Raw genomic sequence first — 23,987 nt, 5'->3', positions numbered from 1 at the left:
TTTCAATTAGTTGTGCGTGTCAGTTTGTTAAATGTCTTGGTTAGCTACGCACGTCAGCCGATTCGATATTACATTGACGGATTAATGAAAGTGCTCGGCTGCGATCGCTGAGCACGCATAACTCAAACCAAAGGCTCTTTAGTTATGTATCGGTTAAAGGGAATTGTTACTTTTGTCAGTATTTACACTGACTTTAAATTCAAGTTGAAAAGCAAAAACCTTGATATATATTTGATTGAAACCTCATTGCTCGGAGCTGATGTGTAATATAATCAATGCCAAATTATAAGAACAAAAACCAAACCATAAAATTATTAAACGTTAGGGCTTAGAGAACAAAGTATTTCGTATGAACGCGATTCGTAAGGTTTACCAGTACGCAGAACCAAATCTAACCCTAGTAGGGTGGATGGGCTTTGTCGGTTTCCCAATTTACTATATTGTGTGGGAATTTTTGTTTCCGCAACCCTACGAAAACTTGGCGCTTCGCCTGTTTTGCTCGGTATTATTCTTTGGCATTATATTTCGCAATCGTGTTCCATTTGAATGGCGAAAATACCTTCCGGCTTATTATCAAGTCACTGTGACTATCTGTTTACCTGGATTCTTTTTCTACATGCTGCTAATGAATAATTGGTCCAATGTTTGGGTTATGTCATTCATGTCGGCTATTTTCCTCCATATTTTATTAGTGCACGTGACGAGAGTGATGTTTGCACAAACCTTTGCCGCTATTGGGATTGCAACCTTGTGTGCTTGGGTAGCACAGGGCTTCTATCTAGAACTCACAATGGACTGGACGCATGTGCCAATCTTTTTGTTTATCTACTTATTCGGCAACTTGTTCTACTTTCGTAATCAGGTGGAACACGAGAACAAGGTGTCCTTGGCGAAATCTTTTGGGGCTGGCATTGCCCATGAGATGCGAAACCCTCTTAGTGGCTTGTTGACCTCTATAGATGTCATGCAGTCCATATTGCCGAACCCCAAAAGTGGCGACCATAAAGGGCAATATGCGCTGAGCAATGAAGACGTTATCCAGTTGCGTGAAGTGGGTGATGAGGCGATGGAGATTATCCACTCAGGTAACGAGACGATTGATCTGTTGCTGACTTCAATCGATGAAAACCGCGTATCTCGTTCAACGTTTAAAAAGCATTCAGCACAAGTGGTGGTTAAGGATGCCATAGACAGCTTTAACTACAAGCGTTCAGCCGATAAGTCTGCGATATCTTTAGATGTACAAAGCGACTTTGACTTCTTGGGCAGTGATACCTTGTTGAAGTACGTCATGTATAACTTGTTCAAGAACGCATTCCATCATCGCAGCCCAGAAGATTTTCATATTCATGTCTCTATGTACAGTGATGAAGTGACCAATCAAATAATGGTCACCGATAACGGTGCGGGTATTTCAAGCGATTTAATTCGACGCATTTTCCAAGATTTTTACACCACGGGTCAATCGGGTAATTACGGACTGGGTTTGCCATTTTGTAAGAAGGTGATGCGTTCGTTTGGTGGTGAGATTAAATGTCAGTCGGAAGTGGAACAATGGACGCAGTTTACGATGACCTTCCCATCTTTGGCTTCAAATACAGTGAAAGAGATCAAGAGCGAGCTCACTAAGCTGAAGACCGTGTTGATGGTGAGCGACCAGAAAATTCTGATCAGTAAAATGACCGAGATATCGCGTTTTATGGGCTTTGATCTCGCCATCTTAGATGTCGCATCCGCCCTAAAAAATAAGGAATACCAGTTCGAGTTCGATCTGATTTTCGTTGATATGGAGAGCTTGGACTTACGAGCCAGTTGCCTAGAGAGGATTGAGTCACTGCTTTCGTTCACTGAAGCGCGAATCATCTACTTGTATGAGCATCATCCCATTAAGCGTGTGCGTAACGTTTCTTACGAGCCTATTTGGGTGGAAACACAAGTTTGGTTGCTTAATACCAAAGCGACCATCGACCGGTTACTTTTCGATTCCAATTACGTGATGCCAGCTGCGCCAACAAAACCACTAGAGGCCGCGAATAAGCGGACGATTATGGTGGTGGATGACAACGAATCTTTGCGTCGTTTTACGGCGATGTTACTGGAAAAGCAGGGCTTTGATGTTGTTCAGAAAGAAGATGGCCAACAAGCATTAGACGCTTTGGATAGCGACGAGATCGACTTGATTCTGATGGATATCGAAATGCCCATCATGGATGGTGTGGAAGCTTCTCGCCGAATTCGAAGTGCCAATAAAGCGTACTCTTCGGTGCCAATCATTGCTCACACAGGCGACAGTTCGCCAGTCACTTTGGAGAAAATGGAATCGTCAGGCATGTCAGATTTTATCGTCAAACCCGCAGATAAAAACCGACTGTTCGATAAAATTGCTCACTGGATTTAGCGAATGCCATAGGTTGAAGCACACGGCCATTTTGTCAGCGAACACAAACACAAGAAAGAGCTCAGCGAAATGCTGGGCTCTTTTTGTTTAGCGACATGATAGCGTCCATTCCGTCCTGCCGTTTTGTTGGTTATAGAATGGGTGTGTACAGAGTTATACGAACTCTAACTCCGGGTGATTGTACGCTTCGTGACAAACCGTGAGCACATGGTCAATGTCTCGTGGTGTCATGTCGGCATTCACTGAAAATCGGATGATGTTCTTATTCTTGCCCGTAGCGGGGCGGCAGAACACAGCACCGAACACATCACGTTGCTCAAGGAAGTCGCGCACTCGCTCTGTATTTCTCTCATTGCCGCACTCTAACGCAACGATTTGAGATTCACTACGGATGTTAAAGCCAATCCGTTTGAGGCCTGTAGCGAGCGATTTAGCGCGTTCAAATAAAGTCTTTCGTTTATCTTCGGCACCTTTAATCACCTCTAAGGTTTTCTCTAAACGAATCACTTCTTGTGGCAACACCGTTGAGCTAAAAATCGCAGGGTATGCGACAAACGGCAAGGTATCGGAGAGCTGTTTGGGCCCGAGGATTGCGCCTGCGCGATAAGCAAAGGTCTTTGCCAAGCTGACGGTGATGAAGTCGACTTGATTCGTGAGTCCGAGCGCTTGCACTAAGCCAGCACCATTCTCTCCATGAGTGCCCAGTGAATGCGATTCATCAACGATGACCGCACAATCAAACGCTTGCGCCATTTCGTAGATGTCGCGTAGTGGGGCGATGGTGCCAATTGTGCTATAAACCGAATCGATCACAATAACGCCTGAACCGTGGCGTTCAAGCAGCCTGCGTAAGTGACTCATATTGTTATGCATAAATGGATGGGCTATTGCACCAGCCGCGCGAATGCCTTCCCACAGCGACATGTGTGCAAAAAAGTCGATATACACTGGCGTATCTGGCGGACAGATAGTTTGAAGTAACCCAATATTGGCCGCCCAGCCAGATTGAGAAAGCAAACAGCTTTCCATTCCGACATAGTTCGCGAGTTCGGTTTCAAACGCAGGTTTAGATTCTTCGTCTTGTAAGAAAATCGCAGACATCACCACGTTGTCATCGTGTTCACTGATCGCCGCTTGGTGAGCTTGTTGGATCTGCTTGTTATGTGACAGTGCTAAGTAATCATTGCTCTGCATGACAACAGCGTTGCGTGGTGGACGTTTACCCAAAACCAAGTGTTTCTGGCTTTCATTCTGGGTAATCAGGTCTTGAATATAGAAGTTCAAGCGTTCTTCAATAAAGGAAGGTAATGGTTTTTTTTTGGTTTTATCACTCATAATAGTTCTCTTCAAATACAGGATAACGCCAGCGCTGACGGCTGTATATTGACGACAAAAAGTGATGTGTCATTAGCTGAGTTGCATAATTTTGTGGGTGCTTGCAAACTCAGTATTTAAGGGTTTTGAGGCGAGTGAATTTCCTTACGGTACGGGGCTTTAATCCAGTTTAAATCGGAATAATAGCCTCCTCCTTTATGACAAATAGCTATGAAGAGTTATGAACAAAAGCTATGAAAGAAGGCATGAAAAAGTAGAACTTAAACAACTAATACGCGCCAATTATGAGCAAATTAGATTGGGTAAGGCTAACCGTTGACGCATTGGTGGATAAGTCTAATCAAGTCATCCAACTGCTGTTTGGCTTCTCCCTCTAGTGAGTAACCAAAATTGATGCGTAGGCAGTTGCTGTAGAGATCGAGCGTGCTGAACAGATGTCCAAGCCTGATATCAAGATTCTGATCAGCTACCGCTTGAGCAAAAATTTTCTGGTTCAAATTTGGGATTTGTAACCAAAGTACCATGCCACCTTGCGGGTTACTTATCTTCACGTCTTGAGGAAGGTGTTGGGCTAAATAACTAAGGTATTGCTGGCGCAACGAAAGGAGCTGGGTACATCGTCTTCTAACATGCTTTGCGTATTGGCCAGATTCGATAAAGTCAGCAACCGCAAGTTGAGTCGGTAGGGCGACGCCATAACTCGCTGCAGAAAACTGAGTTTTGTATTCATCAATGTACCTTCCCGGTAAGCACCAGCCTAAACGGTAGCTCGGTGATAGGCTTTTCGATACAGAACCACACCACAGCACATAGCCGCCTTTGTCATAGTATTTCGCTGGCAGTGGTGTGTGTGATGAGTAAGAGAGCTCTAGATACACATCATCTTCAATGATCGGCACTTGGTAATAATTAGCTAACTCGGCAAGTTTTTGTTTTTGATTGGCTGACATATTGATTCCCTGAGGGTTCATATGAGAGGTACAGAAGATCGCGGCGTCCACTCGTTTGTTCTTCAAATGAGTTTCCAGTTGTTGTAAGTCGACACCATCATCGAGAGATGGGATCTCGATGATTTGGCGTGACATCTTTCCGAGCAACTCCAGAATGCCGTTGAAACAAGGTGAGCTAATCGCAATGGTGTCGCCTTCTTTGGTACACGATTCAAGTGCAGCCTTAATCGCCGACATACAGCCTGCAGTGATCACCATCTCTTCAGGTGAAAAGTGCACATCGAGTTTGGCAAAGTGAGTGGATAATGCTTGTCGCAACATCGGCTCACCTTGTGTATCTGGGTAATGGTTGAGTCTGCTTCCCATCCGTTTGATTGAACGGCGGAAACTGCGTTCTAGCTCAACAATCGATTGTTCATCATTGGTGGTACTAGAAACCCCTAAAGGCCCATTGATTGAGTTGTGAGCCGATGACGTTTGCTTGACGCTCGATACCTTACTTTCAAACTGTGCCCACTCAGGCGTTGAATGAATAGGCTTGTGAGGTGAAACAAAATACCCAGCTTGCGGTCGTGAGTGTATCCAACCTTGCGATTCTAATTCTTGGTAACAGCTCACCACGGTCGACATGCTGATGGCCTGCTGCTTAGCCAATTGACGAAGTGAAGGCATACGTCCGCCTTCCGGTCTTTTACCTGTTTCTATCTCATCGATAAACTGATTGGCTAGCTTTCTATAGATGCTCATTATCACGACCGCTATTAACTGTACTGGTTTTTATTGCAAAAATTGTATCTGTACTGGTTTTATTGTTCAAGGGATACTCTTTTAAAACAAAGGAGGGGTCAGTATGAAAAGAAATGATTTGTTGTTAGCGGTATTTGTGATGGTAATTTGGGGATTCAATTTCTCGATGATAAAAATGGGTGTGACCAATGTTCATCCGTTGTTGGCAACCGCCGCGCGTTTCTCGCTAGCGGTTGTTCCGGTGATATTTTTTGTGGCAAGACCGAATGTCGCTTGGCGTTACTTAGTCAGTTACGGCTTTGTGTTCGGTGTCGGTATCTGGGGTATGGCTTCATGGTCGATCACCGCTGGGTTATCTTCTGGGCTTTCATCGGTATTACTGTCAACCAACGTATTAATCGGCATGGCGGTTGGCGTATGGGTGTTCAAGGAGAGTGCTTCTGTGCGTAAATTAATGGGAGCGATGTTAGCGATGTGCGCTTTGGCTGTATTGGTATCTGCAGCAACAGGTAATGTCACCGTTAACGGCGTGATATTGATTATGATTGCGGCATGTAGCTGGACGCTGATGGGTGTAATTGTTAAAGCTTCAAAAACCACTCAGGCTTTTGCGTTTAACGTGTGGGGAATGTTGTTTGCGCCAGTTCCATTAGTGTTGTTTGCCGTCATGTTACACGGTGACCAAATTATCTGGCAGGGCATAGAACAATGGGATTGGAATACGACAATCGCTGTTCTGTTTCAGGCTTACCCAACCACGCTATTTGGTTACTGGGTATGGAACAAGTTATTAATCCAATACCCGTTAAGCACAACGGCACCGTTAACTCTGCTAGTGCCAATCTTCGCATTGATCAGCGGTTACTTTATGTATGACGAAGTACTGTCATTCGCTCAAGTGCTTGCATCGGCGTTGTTCTTAGTCGGGATCGGTTTGATTGTTAAACCCGCGAGTGCGGAGCGTACCGACAAGGCAACTAAACTAGCGAAACAGTAATTGCACAATGTTGTTAGAACAATGGGCACTGTTAAGGCATACCTAAACTAAATTTACTGGTGCTTTGAGTGTAGGGTGGAAAATTCCTTTGGCGCCCATGTCGACAATAGCATAGTCGTTGACTCCTTCAGTCATTCGGCTATGCGACTGACTGACCTTTAGGGTTTTGAACATTAACTCCTCAAGCCTAGCGTTATATTCTTTAAATTCGTCTTCGGTCAGCCTAAGTTTAGTCGTAATAAAGTAAGCTTGTTTGTTACTTGCATCGATATATTGCACAGCCTGTTTTAGTGCATCTATGACTTGGTTTTTGAACATGACGCTAAATCGTGCTTGTTCAGAGAAAGCTATATTGGCAGGCACGATGACATGGAATTTTAAGCCTAATAACATTGTTATTAGTTTTAACTGTTCCAGTTTCCTGAGGTAGATATGCAGTGATGGTTCGTTTAAGTCATAACTGGCCATTAACTGCTGGGCGTTTGCTCCTTCATTTACAATCTCTTGGAAAATCGTAAACAACGCCGGTTCTTTACAGAAGGCTGCGTCTTGTTCGTCTGTAAATAGTGACACCGAAGCTAATGCTTCTTCTGCTTCTGTGATAAGAGCTGATAGAGGAAGCTGAATTAATTTACATATCTTTTGTAACTTCAAAATAGAGAGTGATTGATGGCCGTTCAGCAATCGTTTAATGCCTATTTCGGAGATTCCTGTGAACTCTGAAACTTCTTTATAAGAGATACCAGCCTTTTTCAAATGGCGTTTGATTGTTGTACAAATTTCGTCGTCAAGTGTATCCATTACTCTATACCATCACTATTTCATACACTTAAGGTAGCACAAAGTGTCACTTTTATAATTCTCTTTGAAATATAAGCGATCATTTTTGATACTTCCTTTCAGTGGTAGGTGTTATTTGAGAGGTTAAAGATGGATTTAGGATTAAAGAATATCAATGTTGTTGTCACTGGAGGATCTAGTGGAATTGGAGCAAAAATAGTTGAAGGCTTTGCTAATGAAGGGGCGAATGTTTGGTTCTGTGGACGTTCTCAACATCGGATAGATAAGCTGCTTATACAACTCGGAAAGGCGGCTAAACAAGTTGTCGGTAAAGTCGTTAATGTTCACGATTTGACGCAAATGAAAACTTGGGTTGGGTCTATTCCTAATATCGATATCTTCGTTCCCAATGTAAGCACGCTTTCTGATGAGTGGGAGGATGTTCTACTGAAAGATATTGCCGCCACGCAGCAGGCCATTACGTTAGTCTTACCTAAGTTACTTGAATCGCGTTGTGCTGCAATAACTTATATTGGCTCAAAAGCGAGTGGCTATACTGTTTGTGACGCTAATGCTTATGGGGCGGGTAAGGCTGCTTTAGCCCATTACATGAAATCCTTGTCTTTGACTTACGTTCCTAAGTTGAGGGTTAATACCGTTTCCCCTGGAGACACATATATTGCTGATGGTTTGTGGGGGCGGTGTAAGTGTGAAGAACCGGACACTTTCCAGAAAGTTATTGATAGAAACCCGATGGGTCGCTTGGCAAACCCTAAAGAAGTAGCCGATGTCGTCACCTTTATTTCAAGCCCTGTTGCGAGTTTTGTCTCGGGGTCTAACTGGTATGTTGATGGAGCATCGACTAGTCATGTGCAATATTAGCCATACCGGCATAAACTATTCATGCCTAATCGAATTAAATTCTGAAATGATACGAATCTCATATTTAATAACGCTTACTTAGTAACCTCTGTTGAGTTTGATATCAAATCAAGTGGCTGATTTTATTGAACATAGGAGAAAAGTCTCACAAATTAATATTTAGGAAACTAAAGTTTTAAATTCCATATAAGCCTGGTTAAATGGAATATAGTTCTATTTGGTTGTGTGTTAGTAGATGTTTTTTAGCCATATATGTGAATTTAGGAGTGGCTTATCTTTCTGATTTGAAAGAATAATTCAATAGTTGAGATAAAAAAGTTGGCGAAAATCAGAAGCTTGGCATACACTTTCCTTGTAAATGACCTTATCTCATTGATTGAATAGGGTAAATGCTTTGGCGCTACTGGCGATGGTAGCAATGTTTAACATAGCTTTGAGGAAAGTTTTATGGCACTCACGAAGGCCGATTTGGCTGAGAACCTGTTTGAGACACTCGGATACAGCAAGCGGGATGCCAAGGAAACGGTTGAAGTGTTTTTCGAAGAAGTTCGTAAGGCACTTGAAAATGGCGAACAGGTAAAACTGTCTGGTTTTGGTAACTTTGATCTTCGCGAGAAAAACGAGCGACCTGGTCGTAACCCGAAAACTGGTGAAGACATTCCAATTTCTGCTCGACGTGTTGTTACTTTTAGACCGGGACAAAAACTAAAGGCCCGTGTCGAGAATATTAAAATCGAGAAGTAGCCAAGCAATAGACCACGCCTAGCGTGGTCTTTTTGTTTTTAGTCTGGCAATTATTGTTGTGTCTTTCTTTCAGTCTTTTATCATCTCGCATCTCGCATCTCGCATCTCGCATCTGCATCTCGCATCTCGCATCTCGCATTCGCATCTCGCATCTCGCATCTCGCATCTCGCATCTCGCATCTCGCATCTCGCATCTCGCATCTCGCATCTCGCATCTCGCATCTCGCATCTCGCATCTCAGATCTTACAGTCTATCTCGGCCCCACATATCCCCAACCCGTCTTCATATATTACCCATACATTTAAAATGGACAGCTAAGCAGTATCGATTCAGCTTATGTTATTTGTTTTTTAAATCTGTTCAGTGAAATTGAACAGAGGTTAAATCTAATTGAATTTAAATCACCCGAGTGATTTGCTGTAATGCGCTCAATAAACAGCCAGTTAATCTATTTTGTTGATCTAAATCTAAGGAGAAGCTTTGCGTAAGTCCGCTTTAGCTTTGATGTTACTCTTTTTATCGACTGTCGCTTCGGCAGCGGAGTACCAGCAACTTGCCAATATGTGCATTGCTTGTCATGGCAGTAACAACGATACCTCGTTTCCCTCTATCCCAAACCTTAAGTGGCAAAACCAAGTCTACCTTACTGAGCAATTGTCTGACTTCAAAAGTGGTAAGCGTGAGGACAAAACGATGTCCAAAGTCGCACAACTATTGTCAGAAGAAGACATCAAGAAGTTAGCCAATTACTTTTACCAACTGAATAACACAGGGTCACCGCAATGAGTTTAGATAGAAGACAGTTCCTTAAAGCCGCGCTTTCAGCAACAGCAGTATCTGCATTGCCGGTGTCGTGGGTATTTGCCGCGAATCGCCCTGAAGGTTTAGCAGCACTGGATATCAATGCATTAACGTGGGCAAAAGCAGAAGATCTACCGGATTACTACACCGTTTTAAATACCAACCCTTTGAATGCGTATCCGCCAGAAAGTATGCTTGCGCCTGCTGTGACTCCTGCAGATGTTCCCTTCGTTCGTTGGAATGGCTTGATGCCAGATTTTACGGAGATGGACCCTGATACTTGGACCTTCGAAGTGAAAGGTGAATCCGTAAAACAGAGCAAAACCTATACGATAGCCGAGCTCAAATCTAAGTTTAAGCACCATACCCAGAGCTTGGTGCTTGAGTGTGGCGGTAACAGCCGTAACAATTTTTATCCAAGTACCAAAGGTAATCAATGGAACAACGCTGGTGTCTATTGTTCACAGTGGACCGGTGTGTTGTTGAGCGATGTGCTTAAAGATTGTGGTATCAAAGATGATGCGGTTTATGTCGGTAATCATGGCTTTGATAAACACTTGAGTGGCAAAGGTGAGGCGATTTCACGAGGCGTTCCTATTGCAGCTGCGATGAACGATAACGCGTTAATTGCCTGGGAGATGAATGGTGAGCCGATCCCTTATCTCCATGGTTATCCGCTACGAACTGTATTTGGCGGCCGACCGGCTTCTGTTTCTCAGAAATGTACAACAGGCATCAGTATTCGAAACAAAATCCACGATGGACACAAGATGGCAGCACCTGCGTATCAAGTGCCTAAGAACCCAATCGCCCCGGGTGAGAAAGTGGATAACAAAGATTTCCGAATCATAGAAGAAATGATTGTGAAATCGCTGATTACTTCTCCCAAAAGCGGGACAGAGTTTGCTCTCGGTAAGAAGGTCAAGGTTAGTGGCCATGCATGGGCAGGGTTAAGAACCGTTGAGAAGCTGCAAGTGAGTTACGACTACGGTACTACTTGGCAAGATGCAAAGTTGAATAAGCCAGTAAACAAGGGCGCATGGCAACAATGGGAAGCAGATCTAGACCTTCCTATGACAGGTTATTATGAGATCTGGGCGAAGGCGACCGACAGTGAAGGTGATAGTCAGCCTGTGGTGCAACCGCAGTGGAACCCCAAAGGTTACCTGTTTAATGGTTGCCACCGTATCGCAGTAAGAGTGTCGTGATGCCTTCTATTTCCAATAAGCCTAATGATAGCAGTTCTAAACTTACCAATTTGATTGATGGCTACTCATTTCACGCAGACTCAAACCCTGTCAGTAAGCGTAGTTACCGTAAAGGCATAATGAGAGCGGCACTGGTGTGCAGCTTGTTAACGTCGATGCTCGTACAGGCCGATGAGATTCCAGAAAACCCGAAAGAGTACTATGGCGTAGATAAAGCATCGGGTCTGATTATGGCACCCGGCTGGGAGACTGTGAAAGGGCAATGTAACGCCTGTCATACCAGCTTAATCGTTGCTCAGAACAGCGGTAACAGAGAGCAATGGCGCGAAACCATTCAATGGATGGTCGACACTCAAGGTTTGTGGGATCTGTCTGATACTTGGGATCCAGTGCTAGATTACCTAAGTACCTATTATCAAGACAAAGGCATCGATATGAACAAGTATCGTCGTAAGCCTATTGATAGCGCCTTGATGCCACCTATGCCAGGAGAGAGCCAATGATCATCAATCGATTAAAGCGAACTTCTTTTGTGAGTGGAGTTGTTGCGATAGCCGTTGTTGCAGTGGTTTTGTCGTTGTCGGCGTGTACCGACGAACAGCCGAGCACTGAAGACAACGTTGCCTCACGATTCGAATCATTAGGTATAGAGTCAGAACCATCGGTGAAGCTTAAAGCGGAAGCTAAAACCGAGGTTGAAACTCTTGTTGATAACAAGGTCGCCGCCAAGGTTTACATACCTAGCTTAGTTTCTGGTGAAAAGTTGGTTCTGAATCTATGTAGCCAGTGTCATGGCGACAAAATTATTCCTTTCGTACAATCTTATCCAAACATCAAAGGTCAGAAAGCTGGGTATATTCTTAAGCAGCTGCGTGATTTTAAAAGCGATGAGCGACAAGATTTGTACATGCAGTCGGTGGTCAAACACCTTTCGGATGAAGACTTACAAGACGTAGCCGCATTCTATGGCTCGTTGAAGCCATTGGATTTATACAATCGCACTAAAGAGTATTATCACCAGTAGGTGGGGCTTTCTCGGGACACTGGTTAAGTTGGTTTCTACGAGGTTTGATAAGCAAAATAGTAGATAAAAGAAAGGGCTGCGATTATGCAGCCCTTTGTCGTTCTTGTTTATGATAAGCGCTCAGCCAGTGGTTAAGCCGCTTTAATGTGCGTTGTAATGTATGGTTGCCATGCTTGTTGGTAAAGCTCTAAAGATTGGCGTCTTAGGCTATTGATTTGCGCCGCTTCGATGTCGTTAATCGGACGTTTTTCTGCAATAGCGTGACGTTCAATGCCTTGAATGATTTCGTACAGCTCGTGTTCAGGACCACTTTTCACATCAGCGATGGCTCTCAAGTGAAGTTGCACTTCGGCGATAACATTAGTTTTAGGTAAACGAACCAAAAGGTTCAAATCACGGTAGCCAGAATCAGCAGGTGATTTGAATTTATTTTTCACTTTTACCACATCTGCTTCGCGACTTAGGGCTTCGTACACTTCGACCAAGCTTTCGACATCGTTAGCGATGATGGTTGCACGGGCTAGGTCAGTAATTCGTGTTACATCACCATCAAGCTCTAGGGCGATTTTTTCTTCTGCACGAGCTTGAGATTTAACGCCAGCAAATAGCGCCTCAGAATTAGTGAGTAGGGCAGTACTTTTACAGATAGTTTCTAGTTCAGCTTGGCCTTGATGCGCTTTGCTGTACAGAATATCGAAGTCGGTATAAGGCTGAGTCGGACGTGAGTCGAATGCTTTTATGCCATACAAGCCGCTTAGGCTATGGCGGAATACATTTGATGAAACTTGGTTTTGCGATGACGCTGTGCGCGATTGATCAGTTGAACTTGTTGAAACAGGTGCTGCTGCGAATGCAGGCGCTCGGCTCAATACTAGAAGCATTAGGGCCGTCGTACGGAGAAATACACTCATTCAAACTCCAAAATACAAGGTTACAAAAACGGGTAATCAAAAGGGGTAACCAGTAACGCATAAGAGTGAAAACAGTTTAACTACACTAACCAATCTCGCTATATATTAGATGGGGCTAGTTAAGACCGAAACCAACTCTAACGTTTAATATTGCTTTAAAATGTGAAGATATAGACAAATCATTTAAGCGTTTGTTCCCAAATTTTGAGAACTTTGAACCTCAGCAATCTTCTTTGTCAACTCGCGTCGTTTTCAAGTTTGAATCAAGCGAAGGTTGCTCTTACTTCTCTATACTGTACCCTTGCATTATGACTGTTTAACATGAACGAAAGATGAATAATCCTGAATTTTGGCACAATAAATGGGCAGCCAACCAAATTGGTTTCCACCTTGAAGATGTAAATCCGTTACTTATCGAGTTTTGGCAAAAGACCAACCCTAGTTACGACAAGAGTGTCTTCGTGCCTCTTTGTGGGAAGAGTGAAGATTTGATTTGGTTAGCGACCAAGCATGAAGAGGTTCAAGGTGTCGAATTAAGCCAGATCGCGGTTCGCGCATTTTTCTCTGAGCATTTATACACACCGACAGTGACTCAAATCAGTGGTCAACATGAGCTCTACCAATTCGATGAGCTGAGTGTTTATACCGGAGATTATTTCACTGCGCCAATTCAGCCTGTCGACACTATTTATGACCGTGCTTCTTTGGTAGCTTTGCCTGAAGAGATGCGAGTGCAGTATGTAGAGCGTTTGAAACAACTGCTGAAACCGGGCGGTAAGATCCTTCTGGTGACTCTGGATTACGACCAAAGCGAGATGGCAGGGCCTCCGTTTAGCGTACCTAAACTAGAGATCGAACAGTTGTTCTCTGGATACAAAATCACATTGTTGAATCAAGATATTGCAGACGATGAACATCCGAAGATTGCTAAGAAAGGTTTGTCTCGATTCAGTGAAGAAGTGTATTTGATTGAGTCAGACGCTTAAGTTCAGTTTGCTTAGTTAAGCCAACAGTAACACCAATAAAAAGACGGGCTCGATAGCCCGTCTTTTTATTGTTCAGATTTGAATAGCTAGTTAGTAAATCACTTTTACTTTCGAAGCGCTTTCGATGGCATCTTCGATTGCTGTCTCTGTGCTATTACGGCGAGTTAACGCCACACCAAGACGACGACGGCCATCAATGTCAGGCTTACCAAACAGACGAACTTGTGTTTGTGGTGCGTCTAGCGCTTCTGTAAGGCCTTCAAAACGGATGTTTGTCGATGTGCCTTGGCCTAAGATAACCGCAGACGCACATGGCCCGTATTGAGTAATCGACTTAATTGGCATACCTGTAAAGGCACGAACGTGCAGTGCGAATTCAGACGAATCTTGAGACATCAAAGTAACCAAACCAGTATCGTGTGGGCGAGGGGATACTTCATTGAAGATCACGTGATCGCCTTTAACGAATAGTTCAACACCGAAGATACCGTGACCACCTAGTGCGTTAACCACTTGCTCTGCCGTGTATTGAGCCGCTTTTAAAGCGTTGTCTGACATGATTTGTGGCTGCCATGATTCGCGGTAATCACCGTCTTCTTGGCGGTGGCCGATTGGTGCACAGAAATGTACACCGTCGACTGCGCGAACGGTAAGCAGTGTGATTTCGTAATCAAAATCGATGAAGCCTTCAACGATCACACGGCCCGCGCCAGTGCGGCCGCCTTCTTGTGCGTAGTCCCAAGATTTTTGGATATCTTCTTCTGTTTTGATAACGCTTTGGCCTTTGCCTGAAGAACTCATTACTGGTTTCACAACACAAGGCATACCCACGAACTCAACAGCGGCTGCGAAATCTTCAAAGGTGTCTGCAAAGCGGTAAGGAGACGTGCTCAGTTTCAACTCTTCTGCGGCTAGGCGACGAATACCTTCGCGGTTCATCGTCAGCTTGGTTGCATTTGCAGTTGGAACGACATTCAACCCTTTTGCTTCTAGCTCTACCAACTTGCTGGTGGCAATCGCTTCGATTTCCGGTACCACATAATCTGGTTTTTCTAGTTCAATAACGGCTTCTAAAGCGTCAGCGTCCAACATATCCAATACGTGACTGCGATGTGCGACTTGCATAGCTGGTGCGTCTGCATAACGGTCACAAGCAATAACTTCTAAACCTAAACGTTGGCACTCGATAGCCACTTCTTTGCCAAGTTCACCTGAACCTAATAGAAGTACACGAGTAGCATTTTCACGAGTAGCGGTACCAAACATAGAAATTCCTTCCGATCTTTTGAACGATTGATTGAAAACGGGGTGATCATACTTATTTGAATGATAAAAGCAAACGTTTGCGCAAGTTGTTGCGTTAATTACAAGCATAAAAAAAGCAGCCCCGTTAAATAGAGCTGCTTATTTAAATTTTTGTTAACTAGATGTATTTAGATTGCTAAGTAAGTCACTGGAATGTCGGGATTAATCGCTTCTAATGTAGATTGCGTATCCGCTAGGTGACTGATGCTACCATCGGCCATTTCAACCAAAGCTGCGTTTTCAATTTGTTCAAAATCGAAGCCAGCCAATTTCAGCTGAATTAGAGCCACTTGTAGAGGTGGTAGGCTAGGGTTGAACGCTGCGTTTTCAGCGTAAGCACCCGTAAAGATTTCGCCAGTTGTCAGTTGTAGTGAAACACCACTTAGGTTCTTAGTGTAAGGAGCGTGGCTGCGGTTCAATGCAGCTAAAGCGTCTACAACAACAGGGCTCGTTTCATCTGTTGTGTATTGGTGGTTCAGCTTTGTCATCAAGCCAGTTGTCACACCTAAATCAGCAGGGCCGAAAGAATCTGGCAGGTATTCTTGTAGTGACATTTCATCGCGCTGTGGAAGCTGAACTTTAAGCTCTTTTGCCGTCGTCAATTCGTTCATGAATTGGCGACAGTGACCACAAGGGCTGAAGTTGATAGTGATGTCAGAAAGGCCTTCTTCACCCTTCATCCAAGCGTGGCTGATGGCTGATTGTTCAGCATGAACTGTTTGACCTAGCTGAGCACCAGCGATCTCCAAGTTTGCACCGAAATACAAGCGACCAGATAGGCCACGTACGATGGCACCAACATAGAATTCAGAAAGAGGCGCATAAGAGTATGCCGCAGCGATTGGCAGTAAAGCTAGGCGAACTTCTTTATCAGAAAGACCGCTTGCATCCTGCAAGCTTTGCAACTGCTCTTTAGAGATAGTGGCGTCAAAGTTGTCTGCTAATACGATGTCACTCAAAAGCGCTTTCATTGATATTGGAGCACTTTCCAGCGCCAGGGTAATACGACTGTTCATGTTGAATCCTTAATTGACCTTAGGCTTTAATTTTATGCAATGCCCAGGATTTTTCTGTGATAATGATCACCATTACACTGTTGTTGTTACATTGGTTTGCATAATTAGAGTGAAGTCACAGATGAAATCGATTGCAAGGACAAAAATCATCGTTGATATCGCAAATCAACGGGTAGTTGGTACCGTTATCTCTGAATAATGGCGACGAAAAAGCCCAAACAGACGCTGAAATAACAGGGTGATGTTTGGGCTTACATGATCTTATAAAAATAATTTCAGAGTCGATTCGTTAAGAGTAGAGCCAAATCACCACTGAAAATACGCTAGGTGCAATGATTGAGGTGATAACCCCACAAAGAACCAACGCCAATGAACTGAAAGCCGCATCTTCTTGGTTCTTTTCAGCACACGTAGCGGTACCTAGAGCGTGAGATACCGTGCCCATGGTTAAACCTCTGGCGATTGGGCTCTTAATTCCAATCAGGTTATAGATAGGGTAAGCAAAGATGGCTCCGAACAGACCAACGATTAAAACCAGAATCGCTGCAATCGCTGCTTCACCGCCTAAATGGCTCGATACTTCCATTGCAATCGGTGTGGTGACCGATTTACCTAGTAGGCTAGCAATTAGGCTTAGATCTGCTTTAAAGGCGACAGCAATCAATGCTGTCGTGGTCATCGACATCACGCTGCCCAATGTACAAGCAAAGGTAATGATGCGCCAGTTAGCTCGAATTTGAGGTAACTGCTCATACAAAGGGTAAGCAAGTGCCACAACCGCAGGCTGAAGCATGTAAGTAATCCAAGTGTTGTCTGCGTAATAGGTCTCGAAAGGGACCTTGAAGAACAACAGAATAGGAATAATGATGCCAATGCTGATCAATAAAGGATTACACAGCGGTGAGTTCACTTTCTGGCTGACCCAGCGAGCAAACAGGAAGACCACGATGGTGAGTAGAATCCACATGATTATTTACCTCTCGAAAGCAAGCGGTCTAAGAACCATGATAAAGACACCAATACGATCAGCGTTCCACCAACAGCACTCGCCATAATTGGCAGTGCATTGGCGATAAGCATGTCGAAATGTTCCATCAACCCAACACTGATTGGGACGAACAATAAGATCATCAAACGAATAATCAAACTGGCACCGGGCTGCACCCAGTGTGAAGGAACGATACCAATCACCATGGCAGTAAACAGAATCAACATGCCAAAAATACTGCCTGGGATAGAGGTCTCTAGATATTGTTGTAACGCGTTGCCTGCAGTGAGAGCACCTATGATTAAGGTGAAGGAGATTAAGCAGTAAACGAGTTTGATCAATCTTTCTTTCAAAGTGTCACGTCTCTTGATAATGAATTAACTAGCTAACTTTTCTACGTACTGATAAACCGCTTTTAAGATAGCCATTTTTTTCTCGTCGCTTTCGTGTTCATGCGCGAGGTTTTCGAGGTTTAACATGTAATCCTCTAAACGACTCTCGTAATACTCACGACAGTGGTTAGCCCACTTCAGTTGTTCAGCTTCGTCTAGCGTCCATGGGAAATGGCGAGCGCGGTAACGGAATAACAAAGGCTTAATGCGTTCATCACCAAAAGTGATATCGAGTGCTGCCAAATTATTTGGGTCAGTCTCGCGAATGATGTTCATCGCGGTTTTGTCGGCTGGTGAGAAGAAACCGTCGTAAAGGTGTGTGTCTACGTCATCGCTTTTCTCGTACACACGCTCTTGTGAATACAAACCGATCAGCTTCTCACGGATCTCTGGATGTTCACGTAATAGGGCTAGGTTCTTCAAACATTGTTGACGGTCGATACCGATCGTTTCGGCGTTTTCAGCCGTCAGCGTTTTGGCTGGAGCAAGAATAGGGCACTTGTTCAGTTGAACCAATTTGATTGGTACTGGCAGTTCGTCTTCGGCAAGCTCACTACGTTTGGTATAAAGCCTTTCTTTCAGCGCTTCTGAATCCAGTTCCAGTAGCGGACTAGGGTCTTTAGCGAGATCGACCACAATAACCGCGTTTTGGTTAGTTGGGTGCCATGCCATAGGCACTACCCAGCTTGTGTAATTACAATCACGACCAAACATGCCAGAAACGTGCATTAAAGGCGTCATGTTTACGATGTCGACTAAATCGTTCAACTTGCGCTTATGACGCATGTTGTAGAGGTAATCAAACATCTTAGGCTGTGCGGCCTTTAACTTCTTAGCCAGTTCGATAGTCGCAATAACATCAGCCATCGCATCGTGCGCGTTTTCGTGTTCTATGCCGTTTGCCACAGATAGGTGTTCCAGTTTGAAACTTGGAAAACCTTCATCGTTTGTTGGCCAATTAATACCGTCAGGGCGCAGTGCATGGACTGCGCGCATCACATCCAATAAATCCCAACGTGAATTGCCGTTCTGCCAGCTCCACGCATATGGGTCAATGAAGTTGCGGTAACAAGTGTATCGAGTCACTTCATCATCGAATCGAATACTGTTGTATCCAAGGCTCGTTGTGTTCGGCTTAGCAAGCTCGGCATGAATCTTAGCGATAAACTCAGGCTCAGGTAAGCCTTGTGACATGGCTTTCTGAGGCGTAATTCGGGTTATTAATGCAGCTTCAGGTCCAGGTAGATAATCAGCAGGAGGCTGGCAGTAGATAACTAAAGGCTCTCCGATAATATTGAAATCTTGGTCGGTACGAACACCGGCGAACTGACTCGGGCGATCTTTCGCTGGGCTAACGCCCCATGTTTCGTAATCGAAAAAGAAGTAGGTCGACTGATTATCTGAACTCATTGAATTTCCTGAACAGCAAGCGGGAGCCGTTTACTGTGGCTGAAGGTTAGTTTTGTTCAGTATCTGATAGTATGCGGTACGCGTGCAACCCAGATCACAAATAAATTGCCGTAAAACGGTGGTTTACTATTCAATCGAGTCGATAGCTGTGCTTTAAAATCCAGTTGTGACTATTTCTTAGTAATGATTCTTCCTTTTACCTCTATACCTAGGTCTTCATGAGTTGGGTTTGAAGGTACCGCGAACGACCTTGTTTACGGTTTACTCTAGAGACGATGGTTAGAGGTGCATTCGTTTTTCTTGGACAGGTTAAGCTATCGTACGAGTGTTTAAATCGCTGCATCTGCCTGTGTCGCGCTCTGCCCACGTAGGTGTCCATCGGCAATATAATTCTCTTAGCTTTAATTAATTTCGGGGTATTTATGAGTGTAGAAATCAACTTAATTGGTGAGTTGTACTTGTCTCATTTTTAATACTTTATAGACACCTTGTTTTAATTAGATAATACAAGGTGCGATAATATTTCATTTTTATTAAAACTTAAGATTAATACTGGTTTGTTTCACTTTTGAGACTATATTGCAATACGATGATCTATATAACAGTTAACCTTAATTAAATAAGTGTTTATTGGTCTTTACTATTTTGTGGTTATTTTAATTAAGTTGCCTTTTATAAAAAATAATGGCTTACAAAAATAAAGGAATTAAATGTAAAACCAGTTTTATATCTAACTGATGGAAATAAGTAAATACCATTATTTTTGCTAGTGTTATTTATATCAATTTGCGTGATCTTATTCTCAATGCGCCTCATTTCTTTATAAATAGGTGTCAATATATATATTTTCTAAATAGGATTGTTGTTACTTAATTGTTAACTTTGGTTGACTGTTAGGTAACCCTAATAATAAAGCCGATTTTATATAAAGGATTAAAGAAATGAACAAAGTCTTTAAGGTTGTTGCTGTATCTGCACTTTCTATCTCTTCAGCGAACGTTTTCGCTGTGAGTGACACTTTTGATGCAACGCTAGAAGTAAAACAAGCAATTACAATGACAAAAACGAGTGATTTGGACTTCGGTATCATCACTTCAGATAACACAACAGATATTGTTATCGCTCAAGGTGACGCAGGTGCTGCGGCATTTACGCTTTCTGGAGAGTCTGGTGATGCGGTAACAGTCAGTATTTCTAACACTGACTTACTTAACGGCGCAAATACAATTGGGGCTGAATTTGACTTTAATAGTGCTATCACTCTGACGGGTGGTACTGCGGATCTTAAAATTGGTGGTACAGCAAAAACGTCAACAGCAACTTTAGTTGCTGGTACTTATACTGCAAACGTTGCAGTCGATGTTACTTACCAGTAATTAAATGAAACAGGTGTAATATTGTGGCTGTTGTAAAGCAGCCGCTTTTACTATGAAGCTTCTATTAAAATATTCGATATATATAGGGCTGGTTTTTTATTCAAGCCCATTTCATGCTCTAGAAATCATTCCTGAAAATATGGAAGTGAAGTTTCCGGGTATGTATATCTCTGGGTCGGGTCAAAACGCCGATGCTAATCCGACTAATAGTCAGATCCATGTGGTGCGTTTTTATGTTGAAGGCGAACCAGGTAAAAAGATCGTGGTTTCTCTCCCTTCTAAGCAGTACCTCAACCATTCTCGTAAATCTAAACGTCTTCGTATTAAAAAGTTCTATTTTGGCTGCGGCTTATCAAAGCGAGGCAGAGCCAAAATAAAAGGCAATGGAAGAAGCAAATTACTGTGCATTGGCGCGAGAGTAAAAATCGGCGCTAATCATCCTGCTGGCGTTTATACCAGCACTATCCCTTTTGAGGTTAATTATAAATGAAGTTGTTTATCTCATGCGTTCTCGGCTTACTTTTCACGGCACAAGCCTATGCTCAACTCCTAATCGCTCCCACTCGTTTTGTTTTAGACGCAGATACCTCCGTGACGGAGAAAATCGTCGTGGAGAATAATTCAGATCAACCGATTCGATTGGAGATCAAACCTATCTATCGACCAGTAAAAGCTAATGGGCTGGTTCGTACCGACGCCAATATTGCAGAGTCTGAAAACATCGCCAATTGGATTAAAGTCTCACCACCGATTATTCGTGAACTGAAACCCAATCAAAGACGCACTGTCCGCTTACGTATGAACGCCTTGCCAGCCGACATGCCTGATGGCGAATACAGAGCTTACTTATGGTTTTCACCGATAGCAAAAGCCGCAGAGTTATCAGACATTGCGTTGTCTTCGAGTAAAACCAACAGCGACGGTTCAGCCTTTCAACTTAACTTTCATATCAACAGCTATGTACCGGTTTATGTTCAGAAAGGTGAGCAGGTACAAGATGTGAAGTTTCAATGTGATGACCAAAACCTCAAGATCACTAACAATGGTAACTTTCAATTTACTGCGAAATTAAATGTCGACGAGCATAGTGAAAAAGTGGTGCTACTTCGTAATGCGGAATTAACCAAGCCTTTTCCAAAAGGGTCAAAGATCTCACTGGTTCAGAACGAACAGACTTTGTACGAATGTGTTTTGTAAATCGAGAGATGTATTGCCAGTGATATCACGCTCGATTGAGTGACAAAGCGATCTATCGAGTGACGAAAAAATCAATGTTCACACACATGATTTGGCGAGTTGTCTTGCTTGTTTCTCTGTTTCCTTTTGTAGTGCATTCGGAAGAGGAACACGAGGCGACTGAACTTTATCCCGCTCATATTGAAGTTCGAGTTGGGCAAGTCGGCGATAGCTTTTATCGTGTCATGATGGATGATTACGAAGAGCCCTTCATTTCGACATCGAATGCCGCTTTTTCTCTGTTAGAGATGAATGGGCAGTGCGATGGAAACGGCTATTGCGAAATCTACCTACCGCAAGATGTGGGGAGAGAGTCTCCTCCCTATATTGTCGATACCGAGCAAGGCCTTTGTTATCGCGATGACAACAATATCCAGTCAATCAAATTTGAAGTGATTGACTCAGAAACCTACATCCACTGGTACAGTTTGCAAGCCTGCATTCCTGCCAAAATCCGATGGGACATTGATGACTATCGGTTAACTGTCTCACCAGAATTCAGCTCGTTGACCGAGTTAGAAGCGGTGATCTCTAAGATAAAAAATGAATCCCGTAAGAAAGCAGAAGACTTAAAGCGTGCGGGCAACATCCCAGCTATAGAGCCGCTTGCGACGGTGGGTTTGGCGACGAGAGTTGCAGCTTCTGTTTATCATGATAGTGAAACGGGCGGCGATGTTTACGCCATCTCCGACACTATATTAAGCACCGAACACTCCTTGTCTCGCTTGTCTATTGATTCGCGAGAAGATCAACCCATCGTCTATTACAACATTGCGGTTGAGGCGAATGAAGGAGAAGGCTCTCTTGAAATCGGGCATGTACTGTTAGATGGCAGTGTTTTTACCGTCAATCAAACACTCGAAGATGGGCTCTATTACACCAACCGAAAGCGTCAGCCTGAGTTTGGTAACCTGCAACTGGAACGTATTACGCAGCCCAATATCAGCATTGATGTGTTGGTTAATGGCATCTATCAAACCACTTATCGTTCTGATGAGTTTGGACGTTTCGTTGTGGAAGAAGACAACATCTCACCGGGTGACACCATCAAGTTTCGCTACTACTTATCAAAAGGCGTCTGGCAAGAAGAAGAGATTACCGTCGCCGGTTTAGAAGATGCATTTTTGCCACGCAACGATTGGGGCGTGCAGGTGGTCGGGAATGAAGGTGCAGACAGAGCGGGTGCCGTGTCTCTGGAATATGGCCTTGCTGATTACTTTACCGTGGGGAGCGCTTTCATGAGGCAACGTGGTAAAGACCTGATTGGCTTTCAAGGGCGATACTTACCAGCACATTGGTTTGCAGGTCATATCGGATGGTTGCCTGATTTCAATCGCTTTCCAATGGAGTTTGATATCTTGCTCGGCAGCGATCAGTCGGCGTCAATTGAGCTCAATAAAACCGATGAATTAGACTTGGAGTCGATGGAATACGATATTTTCAAATACAACTTGTCGCTTGCAAACCTCACTGCATTTTTAACGGTCAGAGACGATGAAGACGAGCTCAGTGTTGAACCCAAAGTTAACTCTAAAGTGTCCCGTAATCTGTTTCTATCCTATGCTGGCGACTATCAATACATTAAAGACACTCACGAAGACAGTTACTTACATACGGTCGAACTCGCCAAAAGTGGATTTTCTGATACGTCGTGGAATATCTCTGGAACGGTTAATGGTTCTGGTCATCATGAAAGAACCGAACTCTCTTTAAGAAATGCATGCAAAGAGTGCGTGCTTGATCCTTTTAACGTATTCCAAGAACTCACCACGAACGTATCAGCACGCTATCAGAAGCAGGATGTCTCGTTTACGGCCTCTTTGGAAGCGCGTGTGAACCCCTATTTACTGTTTAAGTTGGAGGGAACCGAAGACCGTTACGGCGTTGAAATGACCACTGAGTTCGGGGCTAAAACTTACTTTGATGAAAACATCGGAGAGTTTGTTGAATGGAATCGATACAACCATTCTAAATTGACTGGGATTGTATATGATCACCATAAACAACCGATACCTGGGGTGAGTCTGCAGATACTCGATCAACGCGCGATCAGTGATGCGAGAGGTCATTTTGAGTTTTTGAGTGTTCCGGCCCGAAGTAATCTACCCATCTATATTGATGAAGGGGCGCTCGATCTGAACCTCACACCGATTCAAAACCCCGTGTTTGTGAATACCAAGCAGGTAGGTTTGACTCATGCCAATATCGAAATGGTGGTGTCGTTTGGTGTTGATGGCACAGTGGAAGGCGCTATCGCAAGCAATGCGTATCTGCACTTCAAACATATCCAGAAAGGGACTGAGTATTCTAGCGAAATAGAGAGTGACGGCTTTTACATGGTCGAAGGGCTGATCGCTGGAAAGTACATTATCACCCTAGAGATGGGTGACAAAAGATACGTCCAAGGAGCCGACTTGGACGGTGACTTTTGGGTGAGCGATCTCACCTTCCATTTTATCGACTTCCACAGAGTGTATTAGGTCTGTACGGTCTATTTTTA

General features: G+C 43.7%; 22 protein-coding genes. 13 read left to right on the top strand and 9 right to left on the bottom strand.

The genetic code is table 11. From position 1 onward, the window contains the following. Positions 1–349: 349 nt before the first annotated feature. Positions 350–2,398, top strand: coding sequence for an ATP-binding response regulator (locus tag IHV80_RS09450; protein ID WP_192888855.1), 2,049 nt, complete (start codon positions 350–352; stop codon positions 2,396–2,398). Positions 2,399–2,551: 153 nt separating this feature from the next. On the opposite strand, the gene cqsA is transcribed toward IHV80_RS09450, so the two are convergent. Then, the gene (gene cqsA / locus IHV80_RS09445) at positions 2,552–3,733 is read right to left on the bottom strand and encodes an alpha-hydroxyketone-type quorum-sensing autoinducer synthase (protein ID WP_192888854.1); all 1,182 of its coding nucleotides are present in this window, start codon (positions 3,731–3,733) and stop codon (positions 2,552–2,554) included. A 308-nt stretch (positions 3,734–4,041) separates the two neighbouring features. Next, positions 4,042–5,430, bottom strand: a complete 1,389-nt coding sequence (locus IHV80_RS09440; protein WP_192888853.1) for an aminotransferase-like domain-containing protein — start codon at positions 5,428–5,430, stop codon at positions 4,042–4,044. A gap of 103 nt (positions 5,431–5,533) precedes the next feature. Between IHV80_RS09440 and IHV80_RS09435 the strand changes: the two genes are divergently transcribed. Next, positions 5,534–6,427 carry an EamA family transporter gene (locus IHV80_RS09435; RefSeq protein ID WP_192888852.1) on the top strand — a complete coding sequence of 298 codons (894 nt, stop codon included), beginning with the start codon at positions 5,534–5,536 and terminating at the stop codon, positions 6,425–6,427. A gap of 42 nt (positions 6,428–6,469) precedes the next feature. Here IHV80_RS09435 and IHV80_RS09430 read toward each other — a convergent pair whose 3' ends face one another. Continuing rightward, positions 6,470–7,228 (bottom strand): helix-turn-helix domain-containing protein, encoded by a 759-nt coding sequence (locus tag IHV80_RS09430; RefSeq protein ID WP_192888851.1) that lies wholly within the window; start codon positions 7,226–7,228, stop codon positions 6,470–6,472. Between the two features lie 129 nt (positions 7,229–7,357). Between IHV80_RS09430 and IHV80_RS09425 the strand changes: the two genes are divergently transcribed. From IHV80_RS09425 to IHV80_RS09400, 6 genes are all read left to right on the top strand, one after another. Beyond that, positions 7,358–8,089 (top strand): SDR family NAD(P)-dependent oxidoreductase, encoded by a 732-nt coding sequence (locus IHV80_RS09425; protein ID WP_192888850.1) that lies wholly within the window; start codon positions 7,358–7,360, stop codon positions 8,087–8,089. 447 nt (positions 8,090–8,536) lie between these two features. Further along, positions 8,537–8,833, top strand: coding sequence for an integration host factor subunit alpha (gene ihfA, locus IHV80_RS09420; RefSeq protein WP_004734853.1), 297 nt, complete (start codon positions 8,537–8,539; stop codon positions 8,831–8,833). A 481-nt stretch (positions 8,834–9,314) separates the two neighbouring features. Continuing rightward, on the top strand, positions 9,315–9,620 hold the full coding sequence (locus tag IHV80_RS09415) for a c-type cytochrome (protein ID WP_086713204.1): 306 nt from the start codon (positions 9,315–9,317) through the stop codon (positions 9,618–9,620). Continuing rightward, positions 9,617–10,843 (top strand): molybdopterin-dependent oxidoreductase, encoded by a 1,227-nt coding sequence (locus IHV80_RS09410; RefSeq protein ID WP_192888849.1) that lies wholly within the window; start codon positions 9,617–9,619, stop codon positions 10,841–10,843. The genes IHV80_RS09415 and IHV80_RS09410 overlap by 4 nt, the downstream gene beginning before the upstream one ends. Next, positions 10,843–11,346 carry a cytochrome C gene (locus IHV80_RS09405; protein ID WP_192888848.1) on the top strand — a complete coding sequence of 168 codons (504 nt, stop codon included), beginning with the start codon at positions 10,843–10,845 and terminating at the stop codon, positions 11,344–11,346. The genes IHV80_RS09410 and IHV80_RS09405 overlap by 1 nt, the downstream gene beginning before the upstream one ends. Further along, positions 11,343–11,867 carry a c-type cytochrome gene (locus IHV80_RS09400; protein WP_192888847.1) on the top strand — a complete coding sequence of 175 codons (525 nt, stop codon included), beginning with the start codon at positions 11,343–11,345 and terminating at the stop codon, positions 11,865–11,867. The genes IHV80_RS09405 and IHV80_RS09400 overlap by 4 nt, the downstream gene beginning before the upstream one ends. Before the next feature lie 131 nt (positions 11,868–11,998). Here IHV80_RS09400 and IHV80_RS09395 read toward each other — a convergent pair whose 3' ends face one another. Further along, positions 11,999–12,778, bottom strand: coding sequence for a RelA/SpoT domain-containing protein (locus IHV80_RS09395; RefSeq protein ID WP_192888846.1), 780 nt, complete (start codon positions 12,776–12,778; stop codon positions 11,999–12,001). A 332-nt stretch (positions 12,779–13,110) separates the two neighbouring features. Between IHV80_RS09395 and IHV80_RS09390 the strand changes: the two genes are divergently transcribed. Next, positions 13,111–13,764: a thiopurine S-methyltransferase gene (locus IHV80_RS09390; protein WP_192888845.1), complete on the top strand. Its 654-nt coding sequence runs from the start codon at positions 13,111–13,113 to the stop codon at positions 13,762–13,764. A 90-nt stretch (positions 13,765–13,854) separates the two neighbouring features. On the opposite strand, the gene purT is transcribed toward IHV80_RS09390, so the two are convergent. From purT to sbcB, 5 genes are all read right to left on the bottom strand, one after another. Further along, on the bottom strand, positions 13,855–15,030 hold the full coding sequence (gene purT, locus IHV80_RS09385; protein WP_192888844.1) for a formate-dependent phosphoribosylglycinamide formyltransferase: 1,176 nt from the start codon (positions 15,028–15,030) through the stop codon (positions 13,855–13,857). Between the two features lie 167 nt (positions 15,031–15,197). After that, positions 15,198–16,085 (bottom strand): cytidine deaminase, encoded by an 888-nt coding sequence (gene cdd / locus IHV80_RS09380; protein ID WP_192888843.1) that lies wholly within the window; start codon positions 16,083–16,085, stop codon positions 15,198–15,200. Positions 16,086–16,374: 289 nt separating this feature from the next. Further along, positions 16,375–17,052, bottom strand: coding sequence for an LrgB family protein (locus tag IHV80_RS09375; protein ID WP_192888842.1), 678 nt, complete (start codon positions 17,050–17,052; stop codon positions 16,375–16,377). Between the two features lie 2 nt (positions 17,053–17,054). After that, positions 17,055–17,426 (bottom strand): CidA/LrgA family protein, encoded by a 372-nt coding sequence (locus tag IHV80_RS09370; protein ID WP_192888841.1) that lies wholly within the window; start codon positions 17,424–17,426, stop codon positions 17,055–17,057. Positions 17,427–17,450: 24 nt separating this feature from the next. Continuing rightward, positions 17,451–18,875, bottom strand: coding sequence for an exodeoxyribonuclease I (gene sbcB / locus IHV80_RS09365; protein ID WP_192888840.1), 1,425 nt, complete (start codon positions 18,873–18,875; stop codon positions 17,451–17,453). A 941-nt stretch (positions 18,876–19,816) separates the two neighbouring features. Between sbcB and IHV80_RS09360 the strand changes: the two genes are divergently transcribed. The 4 genes from IHV80_RS09360 to IHV80_RS09345 all read left to right on the top strand — a co-directional run bounded on the left by IHV80_RS09360 (position 19,817) and on the right by IHV80_RS09345 (position 23,967). Continuing rightward, complete coding sequence (locus IHV80_RS09360) at positions 19,817–20,251, top strand: DUF4402 domain-containing protein (RefSeq protein ID WP_192888839.1); 435 nt, start codon at positions 19,817–19,819, stop codon at positions 20,249–20,251. 52 nt (positions 20,252–20,303) lie between these two features. Next, positions 20,304–20,741, top strand: a complete 438-nt coding sequence (locus tag IHV80_RS09355; protein ID WP_192888838.1) for a DUF4402 domain-containing protein — start codon at positions 20,304–20,306, stop codon at positions 20,739–20,741. Then, positions 20,738–21,448 (top strand): fimbrial biogenesis chaperone, encoded by a 711-nt coding sequence (locus tag IHV80_RS09350; RefSeq protein ID WP_192888837.1) that lies wholly within the window; start codon positions 20,738–20,740, stop codon positions 21,446–21,448. The genes IHV80_RS09355 and IHV80_RS09350 overlap by 4 nt, the downstream gene beginning before the upstream one ends. A 74-nt stretch (positions 21,449–21,522) precedes the next feature. Further along, the gene (locus IHV80_RS09345) at positions 21,523–23,967 is read left to right on the top strand and encodes a carboxypeptidase-like regulatory domain-containing protein (RefSeq protein WP_192890754.1); all 2,445 of its coding nucleotides are present in this window, start codon (positions 21,523–21,525) and stop codon (positions 23,965–23,967) included. Positions 23,968–23,987: the final 20 nt, after the last annotated feature.

The organism is Vibrio bathopelagicus (assembly GCF_014879975.1).
Taxonomy (GTDB): Bacteria; Pseudomonadota; Gammaproteobacteria; order Enterobacterales; family Vibrionaceae; genus Vibrio; species Vibrio bathopelagicus.
This window is presented reverse-complemented; position numbering and strand designations above follow the sequence as displayed.